Source organism: Verrucomicrobiia bacterium, from assembly GCA_019634635.1.
GTDB lineage: Bacteria > Verrucomicrobiota > Verrucomicrobiia > Limisphaerales > UBA9464 > UBA9464.
In genome coordinates, this window is record JAHCBB010000012.1 from 38014 (window position 1) to 61666 (window position 23653).

Genomic DNA, 23653 nt, shown 5'->3' on the forward strand with positions numbered 1-23653 from the left:
CCGGCGTCCTCACACTTTTCCCGTCCGCGGGTGCGGCGGGAGTTAATTACCTGATAACACAATAAGATAACATCGCGATACCAACAGTATGGCACTCAACGTGAAACCCCTCGGCGACCGCGTGCTCGTCGAGCTTGTCGAAGACAAGGAAGTGAAAAAGGGCGGAATCATCATCCCCGATACCGCCAAGGAGAAACCCACGGAGGGTCTCGTCCGGGCCCTCGGGACCGGAAAGACCGATGACGAAGGCAAGAAGATCCCCTTCGAAGTCAAGGTCGGCGACCGCGTGCTGGTCTCCAAGTACGGCGGCACCGAAATCAAGATTGATGGCAAGGAATACAAGATCTTCAGCTCGGACGACCTGATCGGCGTCGTCGAATAAGTCCCCAGGACCTTTTCAAACCTCAACCTGTAACTCGAAAGAAGAAGAACTATGGCAGCCAAGCAACTCGTGTTCGATGAAAGCGCGCGCCAGCGCCTGCTCAAGGGTGTGGAACAGCTCGCAAAGGCCGTGAAGGCCACCCTGGGCCCGAAGGGCCGCAATGTGGTGATTGACAAGAAGTTCGGTTCCCCGACGGTCACCAAGGACGGTGTCACCGTCGCCAAGGAGATCGAGCTGAGCGACCCCTACGAAAACATGGGCGCACAGATGGTCCGCGAGGTCGCCAGCAAGACCAGCGACTCCGCCGGCGACGGCACGACGACGGCGACCGTGCTCGCCGAGTCCATCTACCGGGAGGGCCTGAAGTTTGTGACCTCGGGCGGCAACCCCATCGGCATCCAGCGCGGCATCCAGAAGGCCGTCGAGGCCGCGGTGGATCACCTCGCCAAGATCGCCAAGAAGGTCAAGGACAAGGAGGAGATCAAGCAGGTGGCGACCGTCTCCGCCAACTGGGACACCACGATTGGCGAGATCATCGCCGACGCGATGGACAAGGTGGGCAAGGACGGCACAATCACCGTCGAGGAGGCCAAGTCCATCGAAACCACGCTCGACGTCGTCGAGGGCATGCAGTTCGACAAGGGCTACCTGTCCCCGTACTTCGTGACGAATGCGGAGGCGATGCTGGCCAAACTCGAGGATGCCTACATCCTGATCTATGAGAAGAAGATCAGCTCGCTGAAGGATCTTCTCCCGCTCCTCGAAAAGGTGGCCAAGACCGGCAAGCCGCTGCTGGTGATCGCCGAGGAGGTCGAGGGGGAGGCCCTGGCGACCCTCGTGGTGAACAAGCTCCGTGGCACGATCAACGTGTGCGCGGTCAAGGCCCCGGGCTTCGGCGACCGCCGCAAGGCGATGCTGGAGGACATTGCGATCCTCACCGGCGGCAAGTGCCTCACGGAGGATCTCGGCATCAAGCTCGAGAATCTCGAGCTCTCCGACCTCGGCCGCGCCAAGAGCGTGGTGGTGGAGAAGGAAAACACCACCATCGTCGAGGGCAGCGGCAAGAGCTCCGAGATTCAGGGCCGGGTCAACCAGATCCGTCGCCAGATCGAGGAGACCACCAGTGACTACGACCGGGAGAAGCTGCAGGAGCGCCTGGCCAAGCTCGCCGGTGGCGTGGCGGTCATCCATGTCGGCGCCGCGACCGAGACGGAGATGAAGGAGAAGAAGGCCCGTGTTGAAGACGCCCTGCACGCCACCCGTGCGGCCGTCGAGGAGGGCATCGTCGCCGGCGGCGGCGTCGCACTCCTGCGCACCATCCCGGCCATCGAGGCCCTCAACCTCGCGGACCACGACGAGCGGATCGGCGTGGACATTGTCCGCCGCGCCGTGGAGTCCCCGCTGCGTGAACTGGCCCGCAATGCGGGCGTCGAAGGCAGCCTCATCGTCCAGGAGGTCAAGAAGCGCAAGGGCAACGACGGGTACAACGTGTCCACCGGTGCATACGAAGACCTCGTCAAGGCCGGCGTGGTGGACCCGAAGAAGGTCACCCGCAGCGCCCTGCAGAACGCGAGCTCCATTGCGGGCCTGCTCCTGACCACGGAATGCCTGATCACGGAGATTCCGGAGAAGAAGGAGAAGCCGGCGGCCGACCCGCATCACGGCGGCGGTATGGACTACTGAGGTCTCCAGCACCCCGTTTGTCTCAGCATCCGGGCGGCGTCGCATTGGCGACGCCGCCCCTTTTTTTTGACACGGGGGAGGGCAGCACCCCGCTTTGCGCTTGGCGCGCGGGCGGGGGTCTTCCCACCTTCCGACCGTGCGTCCGCTTCACGTCCGTTGGATCCTGCTCCTGGTGGTGATCGCGGCCAATGTGGCGGCCTGGCGGCTCTGGCGGTCCCGGCGCGCCCACGAGTTCGACCCGGCCTTCCAGGAGGCCGCGCGGCGCTACGCGATCTCCCCCGCGCTGATCAAGGCGGTGGCGTGGCAAGAGAGCCGGTTCGATCCCGGAGCCCGGGGGCGCGCCGGAGAGATCGGCCTGATGCAACTGATGGAGGACGCGGCTCTCGAATGGGCGACGGCCAGCCGGGCGACGGGATTCGTCCATGAGCATGCCTTTGATCCGGTGACCAACACGCTGGCCGGCGCCTACTATCTCTCCAAGCTGCTCCGTCGCTACACGAACACCGACGACCCCCTGCCCTACGCTCTCGCCGACTACAACGCCGGACGCGGCAATGTGCTCCGGTGGATGCAGGGACCCGCGGCCACCAACAGCACCGAATTCCGGAGGGCCATCACCTTTCCCGCCACGCGCGCCTACATTGATGCCGTCACCGGGCGCTACCACGAATACCTCGGCACTCCTGAACACCGTGGCTTGCAGCAATTTCGGAAGGTGGGTGGGCGGGGAGGGATGGAGAATTGAGGAGGAGGGAGTTGGGGGAGATTCGGTTTGCAGGGAAGATTCCTACAACCGCCCCACGCTTGACGACTCCGAGGTGCTGTCGAACCTCGCCAGCGTACCGGTGGGCAAGCCGTTCGCACTGGAGTTCCGCCTCCAGGCGGAAGCCCGCGCCGGCGACGAGGCCGCGGACTGGTGGGTGGTCTCCGACTTCTACAACACGGCCGGATACACCATGCAAAGCGCCACCCCGGGCGTGCAGATCGTTGAGATCACGCCCGTCGCCACACCGCGCCCGCGGCTCGGCCTTCGGCGCCTGCCCGGCGGTTTTCAGATCTACACGGCCGATGACCCGGGCGGGGACGTGTTTCTGATCGAGTTTTCGGAGGACTTTTCGGGCTGGGATGAACTCGGTGTGCTTGCCCTGGCCGGCAACGAATGGCGGCTCGACGTGTCCCCGGCCCCGCCGCCCATCGCCCGCTTCTTCCGCGCGATCCGCCGGCAGATTGCGGAACCATAGCTGGAGTCCGGTGACGCTGGGGCCTGCCCGCTGAGTCGCGCGTGGAAGCGTGGAGCTTGGGATCTTCGCACCCTGGAACAATACGTTCCAGAGATCATCCGCCCGGCCGTTTCCATGGGGAAATCTCGAACCAATTCAAGTTGAAACCTCGGGATCGGCGGAGGTGGAAATGGACCCGAACTGCCCCGGGTCCACCGGGTGCGGCTGGAAGCTGAACGACGCCCCGTTCACTGCCTCTGAACCTCCGAGGGAGTCGCCCCCCCCGAGTTCCCGGGGCACCCGGCGGGAAATCTCCTCTCCTCCCGACCGTGGATGCATCGGCGGTGATCAACCTGCCGACCGGGGGATGCAGGCCCTTGAGGAGGGGGCCGAGCCCCGTCGCCCGAAACCGCCACGGACCGCTGCGCTTCCCTTCGTGGTCGGCCAGGTCCGGGGGCAGGCGGGCGCCACGCCATGGCACCCGTGCATGGAGGCGGAGGGGCGGTTTCCGGAGGGACTTCTGGAAGTTCACGCAGCCTGGTGCCGGCGGACGTCGAGGTACACCGCGGTGAGGATCACCGCCCCCTTGATGACATACTGCAGCGAAAAATGCACCCCGGCCTGGTTGAGCCCCTTGTCGAGGATGCCGATGATGATGGCCCCCAGCAACGTTCCCGGCAGGGTGCCCGTGCCCCCGGTAAAGCTGGTCCCTCCCACGACCACCGCCGCGATGGCATTCAGTTCAAATCCCTGCCCCGATCCGGGCTCTGCCGAGTACAATTGGGAGGCGTGGATGAGTCCCGCCAGTCCGGCCAGGAGCGAGCAGAGCACATAGACCACGGTCTCGTTTCGAGCGAGCCGGATGCCCGTAAACCGGGCGGCCTCCCGGTTCCCGCCGATGGCGTACAGGTGCTGGCCGAAGGCGGTCCGGTGCAGGAGCACCCCGGTGACCACAAACGCCCCCAGCATCAGCAGCACTGGCACGGGAATCAGGTCGAACACCCGCGCGTTTCCCATCGCAAGGAAGACGCGCTCCTGATTGGGAACCGGCAGCGGACGCCCCTCGTTGAAGCGCAGGGCGAGTCCCCGGGCGACGAGCATCGTGGCCAGCGTGATGATGAACGGGGGCATGCGGGTCCGTGAGGCACACAGCCCGTTGATCCATCCGAACAGTCCGGCAACCGCCAACCCGCACAATGCGGCAGCGACCCAGCCGGCCGGAATCAGCACCGCAACGGCCACCGTCCCGACCAGGGCCACCACCGCCCCCACGCTGAGGTCAATCCCTCCAATGAGGATCACCAGCGTCAGCCCGAAGGCCAGGATGGCATTGACGGCAATCTGCTGGACAAGATCCAGCAGGTTGGCCGGCGTGAGGAACCGCCCATCCGGCACCCACAAGGCCATGATGCCGGTCAGGGCCACGATGGCCATCAACAGGGGCAGCGTTCGTTTCATTCGTTGCGGGTCAACGCCGCCATGACTTCCTCGGCAGTGGCCCGGGAGGACGGCATCTCCCGGATGACCCGCCCGTCGCGGTACAACGCGAGCCTGTGGGAAAGCCCCATCACCTCGGGAAGGTCCGAGGAAATCAGCAGGACCGCCATGCCCGATCCGACCAGTCGCGAAAGGATCGCAAACAACTCCTCCCGCGCCCCCACATCCACCCCGCGGGTGGGCTCATCGAGGATCAACACCGCTGGCGGACGCTCCATCCATTTCGCAACGACCACCTTTTGCTGGTTGCCGCCCGAGAGATTGCGCACCGGTAGGTTTGGACCGGTGGTTCGAATGCCGAATTGCTCCACGGCCCGGCCCACAATGGCCGCGCGGCGCTCCCGGTCTGGACGACACCACCGGTTCCATTCGCGCGTCCAGGGGAGGGTCAGGTTGAAGGCGACGGTTGCCGCCATCACCAATCCCTCGCGTTTGCGATCCTCGGGCACCAGGACGATGCCCGCCGACAGCGCATCTGAGGGACAGCGGATGTTGACGTCGCAACCTTCCACCGAAATGGAGCCGCTGGTGATCGGCTCAATGCCAAAAAGGGCGCGGGCCAGTTCGGATCGTCCGGCCCCAACGAGTCCGGCCAGGCCGAGCACTTCGCCGCGGTGCAGGTCGAAGCTCACCCCGCGCACCCCGGGCGCCCACAGGTTTCGGACGGCCAGGGCCACGGCACCCGGTTTCCACTCCGGCCGGTTCCCGGACTCCGCACAGTCGCGTCCCACCATCCACCGGATCAGCGTTGCGGTGTCCGTCGAATCCGCGGACTGCGTGCCGATGTTGCGGCCATCGCGCAACACCGTGATCCGGTCGGCCAGCCGCCGAATCTCCTCGAGGCGATGCGAGATATACACGATGCCAACCCCCTGGCGGCGCAGTCGGGCGAGGACCTCGAAGAGTGTTGACGTCTCCGACCCGGAAAGAGACGCGGTGGGTTCATCGAGGACCAGCACCCGGGCCCGGACGGCCAGCGCGCGCGCGATTTCAACCATCTGCTGTCTCGCCACGCTCAGCCGGGCAACGGGCGTGTCCACGGCACCGACCGCGGAAAGCCCCAGTTGCCTGAGCAGGGCCGAGGCATCCGCCGACATCCGGCCGCGGTCCAGCAGGCCGAACCGCCGGGGCTCGCGTCCGAGATGCAAGTTCTCCGCGACCGTGAGGTTGGGGGCGAGCGAAAGTTCCTGGTGAATCAGACGAATGCCCAGGCGATCCGCATCCGTCACGTCCCGGAGCTTCACCGGTCGTCCCTCGAACGCGATGGCGCCGGAGTCGGGTTGGTGGATGCCGCCAAGAATCTTGATGAGTGTGGACTTCCCGGCCCCATTCTCGCCCAGCAGGGCGTGGATCTCGCCGGCAGCCAGCTCAAAGTCCACGCCCTGCAGCGCCCGCACACCACCGAACTGCTTGCAGACCCCGCGGAGCGCGAGGAGCGGCGGGTGCGATGGACTGTTTGGCGTGGCCTTCATGTGCGGGCCCGGAGTGCCGTCACCGCGGGTGCGGATCCGATGGGAATCGCCGGGAGGCGGTATCAACGATCGGCGGCCAACCCGGGCGCACGGGCCATTCGGAACTCCGGTCGCTGCTTCGCGTTGCTGGCGCCGGGTGGAGTGCCAGGGATTGCATCGGCATTCTCCCGGGTGATGAGCCGGACCGGGATCTGGACGTCCTTGTCCACTGGTTTCCCCGCCAGGTGCTCGTACGCCTTCTCCGCAGCCACCCGTCCGATCTCCCGGGGAAACTGCGCCGACGTCGAATGGAGACGGCCGGCCTTCACCGCCGCGACGCCCTCGCGGGAGCCGTCCACGGTGACCACGGTCACCTGGCCGCTTTTTCCGGCGGACTCAATGGCGGAAAGGCACCCGAGCGCGCTGGGATCGTTGATGGGAAAAACGGCGTTGAGGTCCGGGAATCGCGCCAGCAGGTCCCGCATCACCGGGCGGGCGCCCTCGGTGGTCCCCTTCCCTTCCTGGACGTCCAGGATGCGCATCTCCGGATGGCGGGCGGCCTCCGCACGGAATCCGGCCACACGGTCAATGCAGGCCTTGTTCACGGAAAGATGGAGAATCACCACCCGGGCGCCGGGATTCACCCGCGCGAGGGCCTCACAGGCGAGCCGCCCGGCCTCGACGTTGTCGCTTGCCACCTGGCAGAGGACGAGCTCTGGATCGCTGACCGGGGCGTCCACGATGAGGGCCGGAACACTCCTTCGCCGGGCCTCCATGAGGCTGCCTTTGATGCCCTCCCAGTTGACCGGGTTGACGAAAATCGCGGCGGGCTGTTGTTGCAGGACATCCGCGATGTCATTTTTCTGCTTCAGGCTGTTGAACTGCGCGTCGAGCGTCACCAACCGGTCCCCGTTGGCCTCGATCACCTGACGCAGGCCCTCGTTCAGATCCACGAAGAAGGGATTGTTCATCGTTTGGAAGCTGACGGCGAACAGGCGTCCACCGCCCGACCCCGGTGCGGCACCCTCATCGGGTGGACGGCCGCAGCCGGCACCCGTCGCCAGCAGGACACCTGCGAGGACGCCGGCCAGCCATCCGGGACTCGAAGCGGCCGGCCCGGGTTGCGCAGGCGATGAACCTGCGTCGGTGGCCCCGGCGACGTGAAAGAAACGATGAAGCGTCTGGAATCGGCTCATGGCGCAAACCAACGGGGTGCAAAACGGGCGTACCCAAGACCAGACAACGTTCTGCCCGCATATGTCGAGCGCGGATCATGTCCAACGTCAGAAACCGCACATTCGGCAGTCGGTGGCCGACAGGAACCCCCAATTGACCTGTCCCCAAGTCGTCCTCGCGCACGGCCTCCGCCCATGGATCCAGCCCATGCTCCCGCATCTGTCGCGCGATCTTCAGCGGTCCCCGACCCCCAGTGTTGGGCCACCGGCATGGTCAGCGCCTCCGCTGCGGTCGGCCCGGTGCCCCCTGGTTGACCACGGACTGCCGAGAATTGCAGGTTTCACGCTGGCATTCCCGACCACAGCGGGTAGTTGAACGTCATGCCGTCGGGCCGTTGGTGGTTGCTGATCTGCCTGCTGGGCTCCGGCCCGGCAGTCGCGATCGCCAACGAGCACCCGGATCCCGGGCGCCACTGGGCCTTCGAGCCGGTTGCGGACCCGGCGATCCCCGACACCCGGGACCGGATCTGGCCGCGGAACGCCGCGGACCGGTTCATCCTCGCCCGCCTCGAATCGGAAGGATTGCGCCCATCCCCGGAGGCGGAACGCGCGGACTGGTTGCGACGGGTCACACTCGACCTCACCGGATTACCCCCGTCCTCAGAGGCCACCGCTGATTTCGTGACCGACCCGGGTCCGGACGCCGCGGAACGGCTCGTGGACCGGTTGCTGGCGTCGCCCCATTACGGGGAGCGCTGGGCACAACCGTGGCTGGATGTGGTGCGATACGCCGACACCCACGGATTCGAGGTGAACACGGAGCGCCCCAATGCCTGGCCCTACCGGGACTATGTGATCCGGGCCCTCAACCGGGACACGCCCTACGGACAGTTCGTGCGGGATCAGTTGTGCGGGGACCTGACTGGCGAGGATGCGGCCACCGGATTTCTGGTCACGGCCTCGGTGTTGCTGCCCGGTCAGATCGGAAAAGACGAGCCCTCGATCCGACTGGCCCGCCAGGATGCCCTTGACGAGATCGTCGTAAACGCCGCGCAAACCTTTCTCGCGCTCAGCCTCGGATGCGCCCGATGTCATGACCACAAGTTTGATCCGGTGTCCCAGCGCGAATACTTCGCCTTCCAGGCCTTCTTCGCCGGCGTCGAATACGAGGACCGGGACCTCCGTGATCCCGAGGCTGAGGAGCGCCGGGCCGCGATGGAGAAGGCGCGGGACCGGATCGCCATGTTGGAACGTCGGATGACCCGGCATGTGCCGGCGGCGGGCCCGGGCGGGGAACGGGTTTCGGTGAACGGCCGCCTCAACATTGAGCGCTTCGCACCGGTGAAGGCCCGGCGCCTGCGCTTTGCCATTCACGAGACCAACTCTCTGGAGCCCTGTCTTGACGAACTGGAGGTGCTGGATGTTGACGACGTCAACGTCGGCGCGGAAGCCGCCGGGGCGCGCGCCACGTCCTCGGGAGACACCGTGGTGGCCGACCGTCACGCACTACACCACATCAACGACGGCCGGTATGGCAATGCGAGGAGCTGGATGTCCAGTGAGAAGGGTCGCGGCTGGGTGACGCTGGAACTCCCGGTGGAGACTGTCGTGGATCGGGTGATCTGGGGACGCGACCGGCAAGGGCAGTTTGATGACCGGTTGCCCACGCGATACACGGTTGAGGTTGATTCCGGGGGAGGCGATTGGATCGTGGTCGCCGATTCCGGGGATCGGGCGCCATTCCTCGCCGGCACCAATCCCCCCGACCCGTTTTCCGGGGTGGCTCCCGAGGCGGCACCCCTCATCCGGGAGCGCCAGAAGCTCGAGGCGACCGTGCGCAGGCTCAGCATCGGCCAGCGGGCCTTCGCGGGAGTTTTCCGGGCGCCGGACACGATCCGGTTGCTGAAGCGGGGAGATCCGGAGCAACCGGGTGAGGAGATCCGCCCGGCTGCGCCCGCGGTCCTCGGAGATTGCCATCTGCCCGCCGAGGCCCCGGAGCCGCTGCGTCGCCAAACCCTCGCCGACTGGCTGACCAATCCGGCGCATCCCCTCACCGCGCGGGTGATGGTCAACCGTGTGTGGCAGGGCCATTTCGGTGTCGGGTTGGTGTCCACTCCCGGCGACTTCGGACGGAATGGGGACCGGCCCAGCCATCCGGAACTGCTCGACTGGCTGGCGAACGAATTCCTGCGGACCGGTGGCTCGATCAAGCATCTGCACCGGCTGCTGGTGTTGTCGGCAACCTACCGGCAGTCTTCGGCAGACAACCCGCGCGCGCGCGCGAAGGATGCCGACTGCCGGTGGCTTTGGCGCTTTCCGTCGAGGCGCATGGAGGCGGAGATGCTGCGCGACAGCATGCTCGCGACCGCCGGGAACCTCAACGCCACGATGTACGGTCCGGGTTTCGACCTGTTCGACCAGCGCGGCGGATTGAGCGGGTTCAAGGCGGTGGAGTCGTTCACCGACAGCGGACTCCGGCGGATGGTGTACGCCCACAAGGTCCGCAGGGAACCTGAGGCCGTGTTCGGCGCATTCGACTGTCCCGACGCCGGACAAAGCACGCCGCGGCGGCGGGAATCCACGACGCCAATCCAGGCGCTGAACCTGTTCAACAGCCGTTTCACCGCCGATCAGGCGGCCGCATTTGGCCGGCGTCTCCGCACCGAGGCGGGCGAGGATCCAACGGCGCAGGTGCGTCACGCGTACCGGCTTGCCCTCGGGCGCGACCCGACGCCCGGGGAGGTGGCCGACGCCGAGCCCGTGGTCCGCCAACACGGCCCCGAGCCGCTGTGCCGGGCCCTGTTCAACGCCAACGAGTACCTGTTCCTTCCATGAACGGAGATCTCCTGAGTCTCCTGCCCCCGGGACGCCGATTGCTGGACCGGCGGGGGTTCCTGTCCGGAACCGCCACCACGATGGGATCCATGGCCCTCACCGCGCTGCTTCAAAGGGACGGGCTGCTTGCGGGGAACGTGCCGGTGATGGATGCGGCACGCCCCCTGGCCCCCCGACCACCGCCCACACCGGCACCGGCGAGAAATCTGGTGATGATTTTTTGCGCAGGTGCGGTCAGCCAGCTGGAGACTTGGGACTACAAGCCGGAGCTGATCCGCCAGGACGGCAAACCGCTGGCTGGGGGGCCGCCCGTGACCTTTCAGGGACCGGCCGGTGAACTCGCGCAACCGCAATACCCGTTCCGCCGGCACGGCGGGACGGGCAAATGGGTTTCCGACCTCATCCCCCATCTCGCGGCACTGACGGACGAGATCGCCTTCATTCATTCCCTCACCAGCAAATCCAACACCCATGGTCCCGCGGAGAATTTTCTCTCAACCGGGACGGTGTTGGACGGTTTTCCAAGCCTGGGTGCGTGGGTCAGTTATGCCCTGGGCAGCGCCAGCCAGGACCTGCCGGCCTACGTGGCCATCCCCGATCCGAGGGGTGTTCCCCAGGCGGGCGCCAACAACTGGGGCCCCGGATTCCTCCCGGCGGTGTTCCAGGGCACGCCCATGAGCACGACCAGTCCCGTGCGGCATCTGACGCCGCCGCCGGGAACATCGTCGGAGGCCGATGCCGCCGCACGGGGACTGCTGCAGCGCATGAATGCCCGGCACCTCGAACACCATCCGGAAGATGGCCGGCTTGCTGCGAGGATCGCCAGCTACGAACTCGCGGCCCGGATGCAGTTGCGGGTCCCCGGAATTCTCGACCTGTCGGGCGAACCGGCACACGTGCTGCGCCTGTATGGTGCCGACGACACCGCAAACCCCACCAAGGCCGCCTTCGCCCGCAACTGCATCCTGGCGCGACGCCTGGTCGAGCGGGGCGTTCGCATGGTTCAACTCTTCAACGGCGCCTACGCCAGCGGTGGCGAGCTCAACTGGGACGGGCACAACAAGCTCAGGGAACAGTACGACCGTCATGCGGCCATTCTGGACCAGCCGGCCGCGGCCCTGATCCGCGACCTCGGCCAGCGCGGGCTGCTGGAAGACACCGTGGTGGTGTGGTGCACCGAGTTTGGACGGATGCCCATGTTCCAGAAGGGATCCCGGGGACGGGACCACAATCCGGACGGCTTCACGTGCTGGCTGACGGGCGCCGGAGTGCGTCCCGGGGTCAGCATCGGGCGCACGGACGACCTGGGGCGCCGGGCCGTCGAGGACGTGCTGAGCCTTTATGACTTCAACGCCACGATCCTCCACCTCCTGGGACTCGACCACGAACAACTGACCTTCGAGCACAACGGCATCCAGCGCCGGCTGACCAATGTGGAGGGTGAGATCATCCGCGGCGTGCTGGCCTGACCGCTTTCCCTCCTGCAAATCCCCAGTCCCGAATGCCACGCGCAGGACTTCGGACCCGAAGCAGGTCGCCGTCCGGGAGCCTGCGGATCCGCGAACACACACGCAAACGCGCATGCTTGTCAGGTTCGAAGACTGAAACCAGTCTCGTCCGCGGAGCCTCCGCTGCCGCCTGCGCTCCCTGCCGAGATGCCCGAGAATCATCCTCCCCAGTGCGCGATGGAGGCGACCGCCTCCGGGGTCCTCCGGATCCGGCTGTCCGGGTCGTGGGACCGGCAGTCCCGGACGCAGTCCGAGGTCGCATTTGCTGGGACCCTGCCTGCAAACGCACGGGCAGTGGAATTCGACACCACGGGACTCCAACGATGGGACTCGCGGTTGGTCGCGCTGGTCCGCCGGTGGGAGGGACAGGCGCGGGTCGCCGGGCTTGAATTCCGGGATGCGGGACTCCCCGAGGGTGTCCGGGACCTGCTCAAGCTCGCCCGCACGGTTCCCGAGGCAGCGGATGCCGGACGGCCGGCTCCGGATGCGCGGCTCATCACCCGGATTGGCAACGCCGCCCTCCTCGGCTGCCGCGAGGCGGTCGTTCTCGTCACCTTTCTCGGCGAACTCGCCCGGGCATTGGCGGCGCTGGTGCGGGGTCGCGCACGATTCCGATGGGGCGACCTCCTCGAGGTGGTCCAGGAGGCGGGGCCCGAGGCGCTGGCCATCGTGGCCCTCATCAACTTCCTCATCGGCCTGATTCTCGCCTTCGTCGGTGCCAACGCGCTCGCGCAGTTTGGCGCCAGAATCTACGTCGCGGACATGGTCGCCATCGGAACCACTCGCGAGATGGGTGCCATCATGACCGCCATCATCATGTGTGGACGCACCGGCGCCGCGTTTGCCGCCCGGCTGGGCACGATGAAGGTCAACGAGGAAATTGCAGCGCTGGAGACCTTTGGAATCTCTCCGATGGAGTTCCTCGTGCTGCCCCGGATGATCGGCCTGGTGACCATGATGCCGATCCTGGTCGTGTTCGCCAACCTGATCAGCATTTCGGGCGGTCTCCTCGTGTCGGTGTCCATGCCGGACATCAGCGCCACCGAGTACCTGTCGAGAACCCTCCATGCGATCACCCTCAAGGGCTTTCTTCTCGGGGTGTCAAAGGGGGCGTTTTTCGGCTTCCTGGTCGCGTTCACCGGATGCCTCCGCGGCATGCAGTGCGGCTCCAATGCCGAGGCGGTCGGACGGGCCACCACGCAGGCCGTCGTCGCCGGCATCACCGCGATCATTGCCGCCGACGGCGTTTTCGCCGTGATTTGCAATGCCCTGGGGATCTAGGCACCGAATCCGCAATGCAATCCACGGCCCCCAAGATTGAGATCCGGAACCTGACGATGGCCTACGGATCCTACGTGGTCATGAGGGACATCTCGGCCCGCATCCAGCCGGGCTCGGTCTTCGTGATCATGGGCGGCAGCGGCTGCGGCAAGAGCACCCTGCTCCGCCATCTGATCGGCATGATCCGTCCCGCCCGCGGGGATGTGTTCTACGACGGCGGGAATTTTTGGGCGCTGGATGACGACAACCGGCGCGCCAAGCTCCGGGAATTCGGGGTCCTGTTTCAGGGTGGCGCCCTCTGGAGTTCGATGACCCTCGCGGAGAACGTCGCGCTGCCGCTCGAGGAGTACACCGCATTGCCACCAGGGGAGATCCGGGACATCGTCCGGCTCAAGCTCGCCCTGGTCGGCCTTGCCGGATTTGAAGGTTATTACCCATCCGAGATCTCGGGTGGGATGTGCAAGCGTGCCGGGCTGGCACGGGCGATGGCGCTGGACCCGGACATCCTGTTCTTTGACGAACCTTCGGCAGGTCTCGACCCGGTGAGCTCCCGCAATCTCGATCGCCTGATCCTGGAACTTCGGGACAGCCTCGGGGCAACGATCGTCGTGGTCAGCCACGAGCTTGCCAGCATCTTCAGCATTGCCGACGACGCCATCTATCTGGACACGGAAACCAAGACGATGACGGCACATGGCCGGCCCCGGGATCTCCTTGAGAGCCAGGATCCGAGGGTGCGAAATTTCCTGACCCGGGGAGCCGCACCGGCCCCGCTGACCCCCACGGCAACACCCGCAGCCCGCAGCCCCGATCTCTCCAAGGTTCCATGAACAAGAAAGTCAGCCCCGCGCTGATCGGCGCGTTCATCCTGACAGGAACGACCCTCGCCGTCGCCGCCCTGGTGATCCTCACCTCCGGGCGACTGTTCCGTCACCAGGAACGGATGATCCTCTACTTCGACACCTCAATGAAGGGCCTGCAGGAGGGGGCTCCGGTGAAGTGGCGCGGCGTGACCATCGGCTCCGTGGCCGAGGTGCTCATCCGTCACAACCAGGCACCGGACGATTTTTCCAACCCGGTCATCATCCAAGTGGACGGGGAGATCCTCCGCAGGAAATCCGATGACCGGATGGACCTCGACGATCCGGCATTTCTCAAGACCAGGATCGCCCAGGGGTTGCGGGGGAAACTGGATGCCGAAAGCCTGGTAACCGGGGTCCTGTATGTCGAACTTGGCATGGTCACCAACGCCCCGCCGGCCATCTTTCATCAACTCCGGGCCGAGTATCCGGAGATCCCAACCATGCCCACGGGGATTCAGGAGTTGCTGGCCAACCTCGCCCAGGTGGATTTTCGGGGTATTTCGGAGCGGATGAGCGCGCTCCTCACCCGGGTGGACAGCCTCCTCGGTGCGATTGACATGCACATGATCAACGAGGAGGTGACGAGGCTGCTGTCCGCGGCCAATGGGTTGGTCGCCTCCCCGGATCTGACGAATTCCCTCCATGAGCTGAACCTCGCGCTGGGGGATGCGCGGGTGCTGATTCGTGGTGCAAATGTCCAGATGGACACGCTCACCGGCAGCGTGACGAACACCCTCGCCGAAGCGGATCGAGCGCTCCTGCAGATGCGTCGCGGTCTGGAGGCCCTGACCGGCATGGTCGAGCCGGACGCTCCCTTCCGAAGCGATGCCACGATGGCCCTCGGACAGGTGGCCGATGCGGCACAAGCCCTGGCAGAACTCGCCGACTTCCTCCGGCGCAATCCCAACGCCCTGCTCACGGGGCGCAAACCGCCAACTCCCAAGCCATGACCACCCCTGATCGCATGCGACGATTCGCGGCAGCAGCAACCATTGCGGTGCTGCCCCTCGCCGGCTGCCTGCCAAAACCCAATACGCTGGCAACGCGCAGCTATCTTCTCACGCCGGTCGCGGTTGATGCTTTGCCCCAGTCCGCCCGGGCTGAGGCTGAGGCGACCGCTGTCGGCATCAATCCCGTCCGCATGCCCTCCTACCTGCTCAGGCCCTCCGTGGCCGTCCGTTCCGGAACGAGCGAAGTCGTCTATCTGGAGGCCAGCCTCTGGGCGGATCGCCTCGACCGCCAGTTTCAACGGGTCCTCGCGGAAGATCTCGCCGCCCGCCTGCCCTACCGGTCCGTGCGGTTGGCTCCCTGGAATTCCGGGGAGGTGTCACAGGCCGTGTCCATCAATGTGCTTCAGTTCGACGTGGACACGACGGGGACCGGCTCGCTGATCGCGTGGTGGCAGGTCCATTCGGCGAGCGGCGGCGGCCTGCTGACCAACGGCACCGCCCGACTCACGGAATCCGGGCCGCCACCCGATGCGCAGCCCGAAGCCATCCCATCCACCCTGAGCCGCCTGGTGTCCCGCCTGGCGGCCTTGTTGGCAGAGGCGCTGCAAACTTCCGGCGTCGGCGCCCCCGCCCGGTGAGCCGCCAACCGCCGGACCTCGCGCCGGGCTCAGAGCATCTGATACACCGCAAGCGAGAGGAGCATCCCCACAATACCGACGATCGTCTCGCAGACGGTCCACGTGCGCAGCGTCTGCGGAACGGTCAGGCCCAGGGAGTCCTTGACGATCCAAAACCCAGAATCGTTGAGGTGGGACAAAAACAGGGAGCCGCAACCGATGGCGACCACGATCAGGGCCTTGTGGTTCTGACCCATTTCGGGATAAGCGGCCAGCACCGGCACCAGGAGGCCCGACGCCGTGGTGATGGCCACCGTTGCCGACCCCGTGGCCACCCGGATGAAGGCCGAGACCATCCAGCCGTACATCAGCGGCGAGAGATGCACGGCCTCGCCGAGGCGTCCGATGGACTCCGCAACGCCGCTGTCCCGCAGCACGCGCGCAAAGCCGCCGCCGCCGCCGATCACGAGCAAGGTCATGCCCACCGCCGCAATAGACGACTCGGTGAAACGCAGGACCTCCACCGGACGATACCCGCACGCCAGCCCCAACGACCACATCGCAAAGAGCACGGCCAGCGTCAATGCAATCATCGGATTGCCCGCAAAGGTCGCCAGCTCACGCAGTTTATCCCCCTTTTCCAGTGTTAGTTCCGCCAGGGTGGCCAGGAGCATCAGGCCGACCGGCATCAGGATCGAAAACAGGGTGACCCCAAATCCCGGGAGCCGGAATCCGGGAGGCAGGGTATCGGCCCGGCGCGGCACGGGCGGCGGGTGCGCTTCGACATGCTTCACCGCCCACCGCGCAAACAGCGGGCCGGCAACGGCCGCCGTCGGAATGCCGATGACAAACCCCCAAATCAGGACCAACCCCATGTCCACCTGCAATGCTTCGACTGCCACCACCGGCCCTGGATGCGGCGGCATGACCCCGTGCATCACCGACAGGCAGGCCAACAGCGGCAGGGTCAGACTGAGGAACGGCTGACGGGTCTCGTGGGTCAGCGTGAGCAGGATCGGCAGCAGCAGCACCAGGCCGACCGCAAACCAGGTGGTCAGACCCACCGCAAGGGCCAGCGCCATGATGCACCACTGAATGCGATGGGGTCCAAAGAACGCCACGAACCGGCGGGCCAGCACCTCGGCCCCACCGGACTCGGCCAGCAGCTTCCCCAGCATCGTGCCCAGGCCGACAATGGCCGCGATGCCCCCGAGGGTGGCCCCAAGCCCCTCGGAAAACGAACGTGCGACACCCAGCAGGGTGTATCCCACGTCCCGCCCCGCGGCATCCCTGACCACGCGCCCCAGGGCGACGGACCCGGCTCCCACCACCAGTGAAGCCAGCAACAGTGCGATGAAGGCGTTCACCTTGGCCCGCGTGATCAGCAGGACCAAAATCCCGATGGACGCAAAGGCGAGCGCAATGAGCTTCCAGTCCGTGGGATTCATCGGTGCAGGACGCTGCCATACCCGGTCCTTCAAGGAAAAGCCCCGAGGCCCCCATCCCTCCGGGAAACTTGCCGCGCATCGGCGCCGGCCCCGTATAGAATTGTCTCCCAAATCGGCGGCGGACCCGGTTTATTCCCCTCCGATGTCCGCCGATTCCTCCAACGCAGAATACAAAGTCTGGGCCGCCGACGACGTGGTGTATGGACCGGTGCCGTTGGACACCCTGGTGCAATGGGTCCGGGATGAGCGGGTGCTCCGCGGCACCTGGATTCACGCCGTCGCGGCCAACCAATGGATCAAGGCGGAGGATCTCCGCGAACTGTCCGACGCCTTCGCCGGCCGCGCCGGCGCAGCGGCACCCGCCGAGGGACCGGAGCCCACCCTGCTGATTTCCGGGCTCCGACCGGGAATGCTCCGCCGGGTCAAGGCTCTGTCCACCATGAACGACCAGCAGCTCGGGCGCTTCGTCCAGTTGATGGAGGTGGTCCGCAGCGAAGCCTACAAGTTGATCGTCAAGCAGGGTTCTCCGGGTGATGCCATGTACGCGGTACTCGATGGCGAGGTCCGGGCGCGGATGATGGTGGGTGGCAAGGAGACGGAACTCGCCCGTTTCGGCCCCGGCGACATCTTCGGCGAGATGAGTCTGTTTGATGGTGGACCGAGATCTGCCGATGTCGTGGCCAACAGCACGTCCACGCTCCTGCGCATCACCGCGGAACGGTTCGAGCGTCTGTGCCGGGAACAGCCCGAACTGGCCAACCCGCTTTTGTTTGAGCTGGCCAAGTCGCTGGCCAAGAGGATCCGCGCCGACGACAAGAAGATCGCGGATGTGTACCGCCTCGCCCGCGTGGGCGGCCTCGACTAGCCGGCCGGAGACTCACGGGCTCCGAGGGGGGCGGGGTTGGAGGGCGTTGACCCTGTTGAAAAGCCCGCCGGTGGGGACCGGCGGGCTTGTCGAATCCGACCGCGACGGGTCGGGGAACTACCTGTTCTCCTGCGAGGTCGGAGACGGGGCGGCCACGGCAGTGTCCTCACCCGCCGCCTTGTCGAGCGGCGCCTCAACCCATTCCAGGATGGCCGTTTTCGCCGCATCACCCGTCCGCTGGCCCAGCTGCACAATCCTCGTGTAGCCGCCAGCGCGGTCCTTGAACACGGGGGCAATGTGGTCGCAGAGCAGGTGGACGACATCGTGCTGTTCCCGCCACTGCTCGCGCAACGTCCGGCCCTTCACCTTGGGGGTGCCCGCAAAATGGGTGCGGGGCTGCTGGCGCAACCGGGCGGCGACCAGACGGCGGCAGTACACGTTCTCAGCAACGGCGGCCGCCTTGGCCTGCTCGTCCGAGGTGCTCGCCGCGGCGGTCAACGCCGCCTGGGCACGCTTGCCCAGGGTGACCAGCTTCTCGGCAACCGGGCGGGCGGCCTTTGCCTTGGAAAGGGTTGTGGTCACGCGACGGTGCTTGATGAGACTGCCCACGAGATTGGCGAGCATCGCATTGCGGTGGTCGCCCTTGCGTCCGAGCTTTTTGTTGCGCTTAAGGTGGCGCATGGGAAAACAGGGTTAGAGGTTGCGGGTTTCTACCGGCGGCGGTGCGGCCTCCAGCAGCGCCGGATCCAGGTTCATGCCCAGTGCGAGCCCCAGGCCCGAGAGCTTCTCCTTGATCTCGTTGAGCGATTTCTTGCCGAAATTCCGGTATTTGAGCATCTCCTGCTCGGATTTGAGCGCCAGCTGCCCGACCGTCGTGATGTTGGCGTTGTTCAGGCAGTTGGCCGCCCGGACGCTCAATTCGATCTCGTTGACCGACATGTTGAGCAACTTCTTGAGCTTGGCCTTCTCGTCGTCCACCGGCTTCTGCTCCTCCTCAAACTCCACCGCATTCTTGTCATACCCCACGAAGACATCGAGGTGATGCTGGAGAATTGCCGACGCCTGGGTGAGCGCGTCGTCGGGGGAGACGCGGCCGTCGGTCCAGAGCTCAAGCACGAGCTTGTCGTAGTCGGTCTTCTGCCCGACCCGCGCCTGCTCGACGGTATACCGGACCCGTGACACCGGGGAGAACAGCGAATCAATGGCGATGACGCCGATGGCCTGGTCGGCCTTCTTGTTCTCCTCTCCGGGACAGAACCCGCGCCCCACCTTCACCTCCAGCTCCATCTCAAACTTCTTCTTGCGGTCCAGGGTGCACAGATGCTGGTCCGGATTCACCAGCTCGACATTCTGGTTCAACTGGATGTCACCGGCGGTCACCGGCCCCTCCTTGTTCACCGAAAGCAGCAGTGTCTGGGGCTCCCGGTTGTGCACCTTGAACTTCACCTTCTTGAGGTTGAGCACAATTTCCGTCACGTCCTCAACCACCCCGTCCACGGCGGTGAACTCATGCATCGCGCCGTCAATTTTCAGGGACACGACGGCGGCGCCCTCCAGGGAGCTCAGCAGCACGCGGCGAAGGGAATTGCCGATGGTGTGGCCATAACCGGTTTCAAAGGGCTCGGCGACAAACCGGGCATAATGATCGGTGGCGGTGGACTCATCCTTGGTCAACCGCTTGGGCAGTTCAAAACGACCGAGACGGACAGGCATAATATGATTTGGGCAATTTTAATCTGGACCTTCCCAACCGCCCACTCCCCGGCGGGGGATTGTCCCGTATAATTGCAGGATTGCATGCCCCGCCGTACTCGGGCGGGGCGGGAGACTAGCGGGAGTAAAATTCGACGACCGCCTGCTCGTTGGCGATCGGTTTGATCTCGTCACGGGAGGGTACCCGCAGCAAACGGACCCTCAAGTGGTCCTTCTCCAGCGCGAGCCAGTCGGGCACCACCCGGCTGGTGGACGCTTCAAGGGCCTTGCTGGCCTGTTGACGGCTGACGGCGTGGTCCCGGACCTCGACGACATCGTTGACCTTCACCGCGAAGCTGGGCACCGCCACCTTGCGGCCATTGACGCGGACGTGGCCATGGGAGATGAACTGACGCGCCTGCGCGCGGGTCAGCCCGAAGCCCGCCTGGTAGACGACGCTGTCGAGCCGGGTCTCCAGGATCTGGAGCATCTTTTCACCCGTCACCCCGCGCATGCGCAGTGCCCGGGCGTAGACACTCCGGAACTGCCGCTCAAGCAGGCCATAGTAGTACCGCAGCTTCTGCTTCTCGGCCAGGCCGATGGCATAGTCACTGAATTTGCGGCGGGACTTCGGTCCATGAACGCCAGGGGGGAAATTGCGCCGCTCCAGATACTTCGAAGCGCCGAAGATTTCGACGCCGAAGCGGCGGCTGATGCGGGTGCGGGGGCCGGTGTAACGAGCCATAAAAATCTTCTCCGTTCCTAGACGCGCCGCTTCTTGCGGGGACGGCACCCGTTATGGGGGACGGGGGTGATGTCGCGGATCGCGGTGATTTCCAGACCAACCGCCTGGAGCGCACGGATCGCCGACTCACGACCCGAACCCGGACCGTTGACCCGGACCTCAACCTCGCGGAGTCCATGCGCCATCGCCTGACGGGCGGCATCCTGGGCCGCCTGCTGGGCCGCGAAGGCCGTGCTTTTCCGGGACCCCTTGAAGCCCACGCGCCCGGCGGTGCTCCAGCTCAGGGTGTTTCCCTGGGCATCGGAAATGGTCACCACGGTGTTGTTGAAGGTGGCCACAATATTGGCGATGCCGGAGGGGATGTTCTTGGATCCCTTGGCCCGAATGATTTTCTGGGGCTTGAGTTCCTCCCCGAGCAACTCGGCGGCGGTGGGTGCTGCCACTGCGCCCGGTGCCGCGGGAGCCGCGGCCGGGCCTGCCGGATCGGCAGCCCCCGCCTCCGGGGCGGTCTTCTTGATGGCCGACGCCTCCGGGGAACCCCCGGCCTTGGCGGGCCCCTTCTTTGCCTTGATTTCTTCTGCCATACGAATGCGGGTTGTCGTTCAGTCGTTCAGGTGGTGCCGGACTTTGCGGACGGATTTCGCTGCACACCCACCGTGCGTCGCGGTCCCTTCCGGGTGCGGGCGTTGGTCTGGGTGCGCTGCCCCCGGACCGGGAGGCTCCGCGAATGCCGCGACCCCCGGTAGGACTTGATCGCCTGAAGTCGCTTCAGGTTCATGCCCAACTCACGACGCAGATCGCCCTCGATCACGTGCTTTCCATCCTGGATGGCATTCACGATCTGGGACAACTGACCCTCATCCAGACTTCGGGCGCGGATCGCAGGGTCAACGCCGGCCCGCGCGAGGACCTCAAGCGAGTTGACCGGCCCGAGGCCGTAGATGTACCGAAGCGCAATGTCAATGCGCTTCTCCCCCGGAATGTCGACTCCCAGAATTCGTGGCATAGGTCAGTAACGGATGGATGGATTCAGCCCTGCCGCTGCTTGTGGCGGGGGTTCGTGCAAATCACACGGATCACTCCCTTTCTGCGGACCATTTTGCAGTTCTCGCAGAGTTTTTTAACTGAAGCTCTCACTTTCATTGTCAAAAAGGACGAACAGGATACCGAAATTGCCCGCTCAGTAAAGCGGCGAGGTGCCGTCCCGGGTCAAAATTTCCGGATCGCCCCCGGTGATGAGCACGGTGTGCTCGAAATGGGCCGACAGCTGACGGTCGCGGGTCACCACGGTCCAACGGTCCCCAAGGATCTCGACGCCCGGCTGACCCGCATTGACCATCGGTTCGATGGCAATGGCCATTCCCGGGCGCAGTCGCGCCGTGTTTCGCTCGTCCACAAAGTTCGGGACCTGCGGCTCCTCGTGCAGCGTTCGCCCGACCCCGTGGCCGACGAACTCGCGCACCACGCTGAATCCGTTGGACTCCACGTGACCCTGGATGGCCCGGGAGATGTCCAGGACCCGGTTCCCCGGGCGCGCCTGGGCAATTCCCAGGTGCAGCGCTTCAAGCGTCACGTCCATCAGTTTTTGCGCCAGGGGGGAGCATCCCCCCACCGCCATGGACATGGCGACATCGCCAACAAATCCGCGATGCCGCACCCCGATGTCCATCTTGAGCAAATCACCGAACTGAAGCCGCCGGTCCGTCCCAATCCCATGCACCACCCCCTCATTCACCGAGAGGCAGCATTGCGCGGGAAAGTTGCGGTATCCGAAGAAGGCGCTGATGGCCCCATGGTTCCGGATGATCTCGCCGACACGGGCGTCAAGATCCCGGGTCGTCAGCCCGGGGGTCACCAGGGCGGAGGCTTCACGAAGAACGCGGGCGGCCAGGGCGCCCGCATTCCGGATGTACCCCAGCTCCGTCTCAGATCGGTTACGGGACGCTGTCACGTTGGAGTGAAGTGCTGCAACACCGGGCCGACCGCGGCGCACGATCCCCAATGGGGCCGCTGGGTGCGTGCAAAGCTCAAGAACTGGGGCGTTCAAAACCGGCCCTTGACCCTTCCCTTCTTGAGGAAGCCATCGTAGTGCCTCATCAGCAGGAAGGACTCCATTTGGCGCATGGTGTCGAGCAGGACACCCACGGTGATGAGGATGGAGGTTCCTCCGAAAAACTGGGTGATGGAATAGTCCAGCTTGAGGTAGCGGGTCATCAGGGTCGGGATCAGGGCCACCACGACCAGGAACATGCCCCCGGCGAAGGTAATCCGGCTCATCGTCCGGTGCAGGAAGTCGCTGGTGGCCACCCCGGGGCGCACGCCCGGAATGTAGCCGCCGTGTTTCTTCAGATCGTCGGCGACCTGAAGCTCGTTGAACTGGGTGGCGACCCAGAAGTAGGCAAAGAACAGGATCATCAACGCCTCGGCGAAGATGTAAAACCAGCTGGCCTGGCTGAAGAGACCGGCCAGGGTCTCGAAGAACGGCACCTTGTACATCTGGCCAAGCTTCTGGAGGATCATCCCTGGAAACATCAGGATGGCCTGGGCGAAAATCACGGGCATCACCCCGGCGTAGTTGACCCGCAGCGGCATGTACGAGGTGCCGCCCGAGTAGACCTTGCGCCCGACCGCACGTTGCGCGTACTGCACGGGGATCTTCCGCTGACCCTGGGTGATCATCACCACCGCCGCGATGACCGACAGGAGCAGCAGGATCAGGAACACCGCGTACATCCAGTTGACCGTCCGGGCCACTCCCTCCATCGGGAAGAACAGCGACCACACCGCCCGCAGGGCGGCGGGAAGCCGGGCCAGAATGCCGATCATGATGATCAGCGAAACGCCGTTGCCGACACCGCGCTCCGTGACCTGCTCGCCCAGCCACATCAGCAGGAGGGTGCCCGTGGTCAGGATGATGGTGGTCTGGAACCTGTAGATCCACGGGTTCTCCACCAGGACCAGATTTCCCGTGAACCCAGGAAACGTGTTTTCCGGGTTCTGCCACCCCAGGGCCATCACAAAACCCTGTCCAAGGCACAGCAGCACCGTCAGGTAGCGTCCGTAGGCAATGATCTTGGCGCGTCCCCCTTCCTCGCGGGCGAGCTTGTTGAGGCCTGGAATGACGGCGGACAGCAGCTGCAGGATGATCGTCGCACTGATGTACGGCATGATGCCGAGCGCACCCACGGCACAGTTCTCGATCGCCCCGCCGGTGAACAAACTGTAGAGGGCGATGATGGAATTCCCGCCTCCCTGCTTCTCGGCCTGCTCTGCAAAGTAACGGGCAAGATCCGCACCATTAAGCCCCGGAACCGGGGTCATGGCGATCAGCCGGGCGACGATCAACACCAAGGCCGTGAAGATGATCCGGGAACGCAACTCCGGAATCTTCAGGCAATTGGAGAACGTCTTGAAAAGCTGTCGGATCATGGGTTCCGTCGG

At 65.3% G+C, this 23653-nt stretch carries 23 protein-coding genes; 11 read left to right on the top strand and 12 right to left on the bottom strand.

Annotated features, from left to right (window positions below; genetic code table 11):
• The first annotated feature begins 88 nt into the window (after positions 1-88).
• The 4 genes from KF791_10340 to KF791_10355 all read left to right on the top strand — a co-directional run bounded on the left by KF791_10340 (position 89) and on the right by KF791_10355 (position 3306).
• A complete protein-coding gene (locus KF791_10340) occupies positions 89-382 on the top strand; it encodes a co-chaperone GroES (GenBank protein MBX3732980.1) in 294 nt (97 codons plus the stop codon).
• 51 nt (positions 383-433) lie between these two features.
• Complete coding sequence (groL, locus tag KF791_10345) at positions 434-2065, top strand: chaperonin GroEL (protein MBX3732981.1); 1632 nt, start codon at positions 434-436, stop codon at positions 2063-2065.
• 136 nt (positions 2066-2201) lie between these two features.
• Positions 2202-2810 carry a lytic transglycosylase domain-containing protein gene (locus KF791_10350; protein MBX3732982.1) on the top strand — a complete coding sequence of 203 codons (609 nt, stop codon included), beginning with the start codon at positions 2202-2204 and terminating at the stop codon, positions 2808-2810.
• Positions 2811-2883: 73 nt separating this feature from the next.
• A complete protein-coding gene (locus KF791_10355) occupies positions 2884-3306 on the top strand; it encodes a hypothetical protein (protein MBX3732983.1) in 423 nt (140 codons plus the stop codon).
• Between the two features lie 507 nt (positions 3307-3813).
• Here KF791_10355 and KF791_10360 read toward each other — a convergent pair.
• The 3 genes from KF791_10360 to KF791_10370 form a co-directional block, all read right to left on the bottom strand.
• Entirely contained in the window at positions 3814-4743 is a 930-nt protein-coding gene (locus tag KF791_10360; GenBank protein MBX3732984.1) for an ABC transporter permease, read from the bottom strand.
• Positions 4740-6254 carry a sugar ABC transporter ATP-binding protein gene (locus KF791_10365; GenBank protein ID MBX3732985.1) on the bottom strand — a complete coding sequence of 505 codons (1515 nt, stop codon included), beginning with the start codon at positions 6252-6254 and terminating at the stop codon, positions 4740-4742. Before KF791_10365 ends, KF791_10360 begins: the two co-directional genes overlap by 4 nt.
• 62 nt (positions 6255-6316) lie before the next feature.
• Entirely contained in the window at positions 6317-7429 is a 1113-nt protein-coding gene (locus KF791_10370; GenBank protein ID MBX3732986.1) for a sugar ABC transporter substrate-binding protein, read from the bottom strand.
• Positions 7430-7789: 360 nt separating this feature from the next.
• On the opposite strand from KF791_10370, the gene KF791_10375 reads away from it, so the two are divergent.
• From KF791_10375 to KF791_10400, 6 genes are all read left to right on the top strand, one after another.
• On the top strand, positions 7790-10243 hold the full coding sequence (locus KF791_10375) for a DUF1553 domain-containing protein (GenBank protein MBX3732987.1): 2454 nt from the start codon (positions 7790-7792) through the stop codon (positions 10241-10243).
• Positions 10240-11712, top strand: a complete 1473-nt coding sequence (locus tag KF791_10380; protein ID MBX3732988.1) for a DUF1501 domain-containing protein — start codon at positions 10240-10242, stop codon at positions 11710-11712. The genes KF791_10375 and KF791_10380 overlap by 4 nt, the downstream gene beginning before the upstream one ends.
• A gap of 186 nt (positions 11713-11898) precedes the next feature.
• Positions 11899-13032, top strand: a complete 1134-nt coding sequence (locus KF791_10385; protein ID MBX3732989.1) for an ABC transporter permease — start codon at positions 11899-11901, stop codon at positions 13030-13032.
• Between the two features lie 14 nt (positions 13033-13046).
• On the top strand, positions 13047-13862 hold the full coding sequence (locus KF791_10390) for an ATP-binding cassette domain-containing protein (GenBank protein ID MBX3732990.1): 816 nt from the start codon (positions 13047-13049) through the stop codon (positions 13860-13862).
• Entirely contained in the window at positions 13859-14845 is a 987-nt protein-coding gene (locus KF791_10395; GenBank protein MBX3732991.1) for an MCE family protein, read from the top strand. Before KF791_10390 ends, KF791_10395 begins: the two co-directional genes overlap by 4 nt.
• On the top strand, positions 14842-15483 hold the full coding sequence (locus KF791_10400) for a membrane integrity-associated transporter subunit PqiC (GenBank protein MBX3732992.1): 642 nt from the start codon (positions 14842-14844) through the stop codon (positions 15481-15483). The genes KF791_10395 and KF791_10400 overlap by 4 nt, the downstream gene beginning before the upstream one ends.
• Positions 15484-15512: 29 nt before the next feature.
• Here the strand turns inward: KF791_10400 and KF791_10405 are convergent, their stop codons facing one another.
• Entirely contained in the window at positions 15513-16910 is a 1398-nt protein-coding gene (locus KF791_10405; GenBank protein MBX3732993.1) for a gluconate:H+ symporter, read from the bottom strand.
• A gap of 142 nt (positions 16911-17052) precedes the next feature.
• On the opposite strand from KF791_10405, the gene KF791_10410 reads away from it, so the two are divergent.
• The gene (locus KF791_10410) at positions 17053-17775 is read left to right on the top strand and encodes a cyclic nucleotide-binding domain-containing protein (protein ID MBX3732994.1); all 723 of its coding nucleotides are present in this window, start codon (positions 17053-17055) and stop codon (positions 17773-17775) included.
• Between the two features lie 117 nt (positions 17776-17892).
• Here the strand turns inward: KF791_10410 and rplQ are convergent, their stop codons facing one another.
• From rplQ to secY, 8 genes are all read right to left on the bottom strand, one after another.
• Complete coding sequence (gene rplQ, locus KF791_10415; GenBank protein MBX3732995.1) at positions 17893-18456, bottom strand: 50S ribosomal protein L17; 564 nt, start codon at positions 18454-18456, stop codon at positions 17893-17895.
• Between the two features lie 12 nt (positions 18457-18468).
• Complete coding sequence (locus KF791_10420) at positions 18469-19488, bottom strand: DNA-directed RNA polymerase subunit alpha (protein MBX3732996.1); 1020 nt, start codon at positions 19486-19488, stop codon at positions 18469-18471.
• A gap of 115 nt (positions 19489-19603) precedes the next feature.
• Positions 19604-20212 carry a 30S ribosomal protein S4 gene (gene rpsD, locus KF791_10425; GenBank protein ID MBX3732997.1) on the bottom strand — a complete coding sequence of 203 codons (609 nt, stop codon included), beginning with the start codon at positions 20210-20212 and terminating at the stop codon, positions 19604-19606.
• 17 nt (positions 20213-20229) lie between these two features.
• Positions 20230-20796, bottom strand: coding sequence for a 30S ribosomal protein S11 (gene rpsK, locus KF791_10430; protein ID MBX3732998.1), 567 nt, complete (start codon positions 20794-20796; stop codon positions 20230-20232).
• A gap of 26 nt (positions 20797-20822) precedes the next feature.
• On the bottom strand, positions 20823-21218 hold the full coding sequence (gene rpsM, locus KF791_10435) for a 30S ribosomal protein S13 (GenBank protein ID MBX3732999.1): 396 nt from the start codon (positions 21216-21218) through the stop codon (positions 20823-20825).
• 23 nt (positions 21219-21241) lie between these two features.
• Positions 21242-21355 carry a 50S ribosomal protein L36 gene (gene rpmJ / locus KF791_10440; GenBank protein MBX3733000.1) on the bottom strand — a complete coding sequence of 38 codons (114 nt, stop codon included), beginning with the start codon at positions 21353-21355 and terminating at the stop codon, positions 21242-21244.
• Positions 21356-21392: 37 nt separating this feature from the next.
• Positions 21393-22163, bottom strand: coding sequence for a type I methionyl aminopeptidase (gene map, locus KF791_10445; protein MBX3733001.1), 771 nt, complete (start codon positions 22161-22163; stop codon positions 21393-21395).
• A 92-nt stretch (positions 22164-22255) separates the two neighbouring features.
• The gene (gene secY, locus KF791_10450; protein MBX3733002.1) at positions 22256-23638 is read right to left on the bottom strand and encodes a preprotein translocase subunit SecY; all 1383 of its coding nucleotides are present in this window, start codon (positions 23636-23638) and stop codon (positions 22256-22258) included.
• Between the last annotated feature and the right edge of the window lie 15 nt (positions 23639-23653).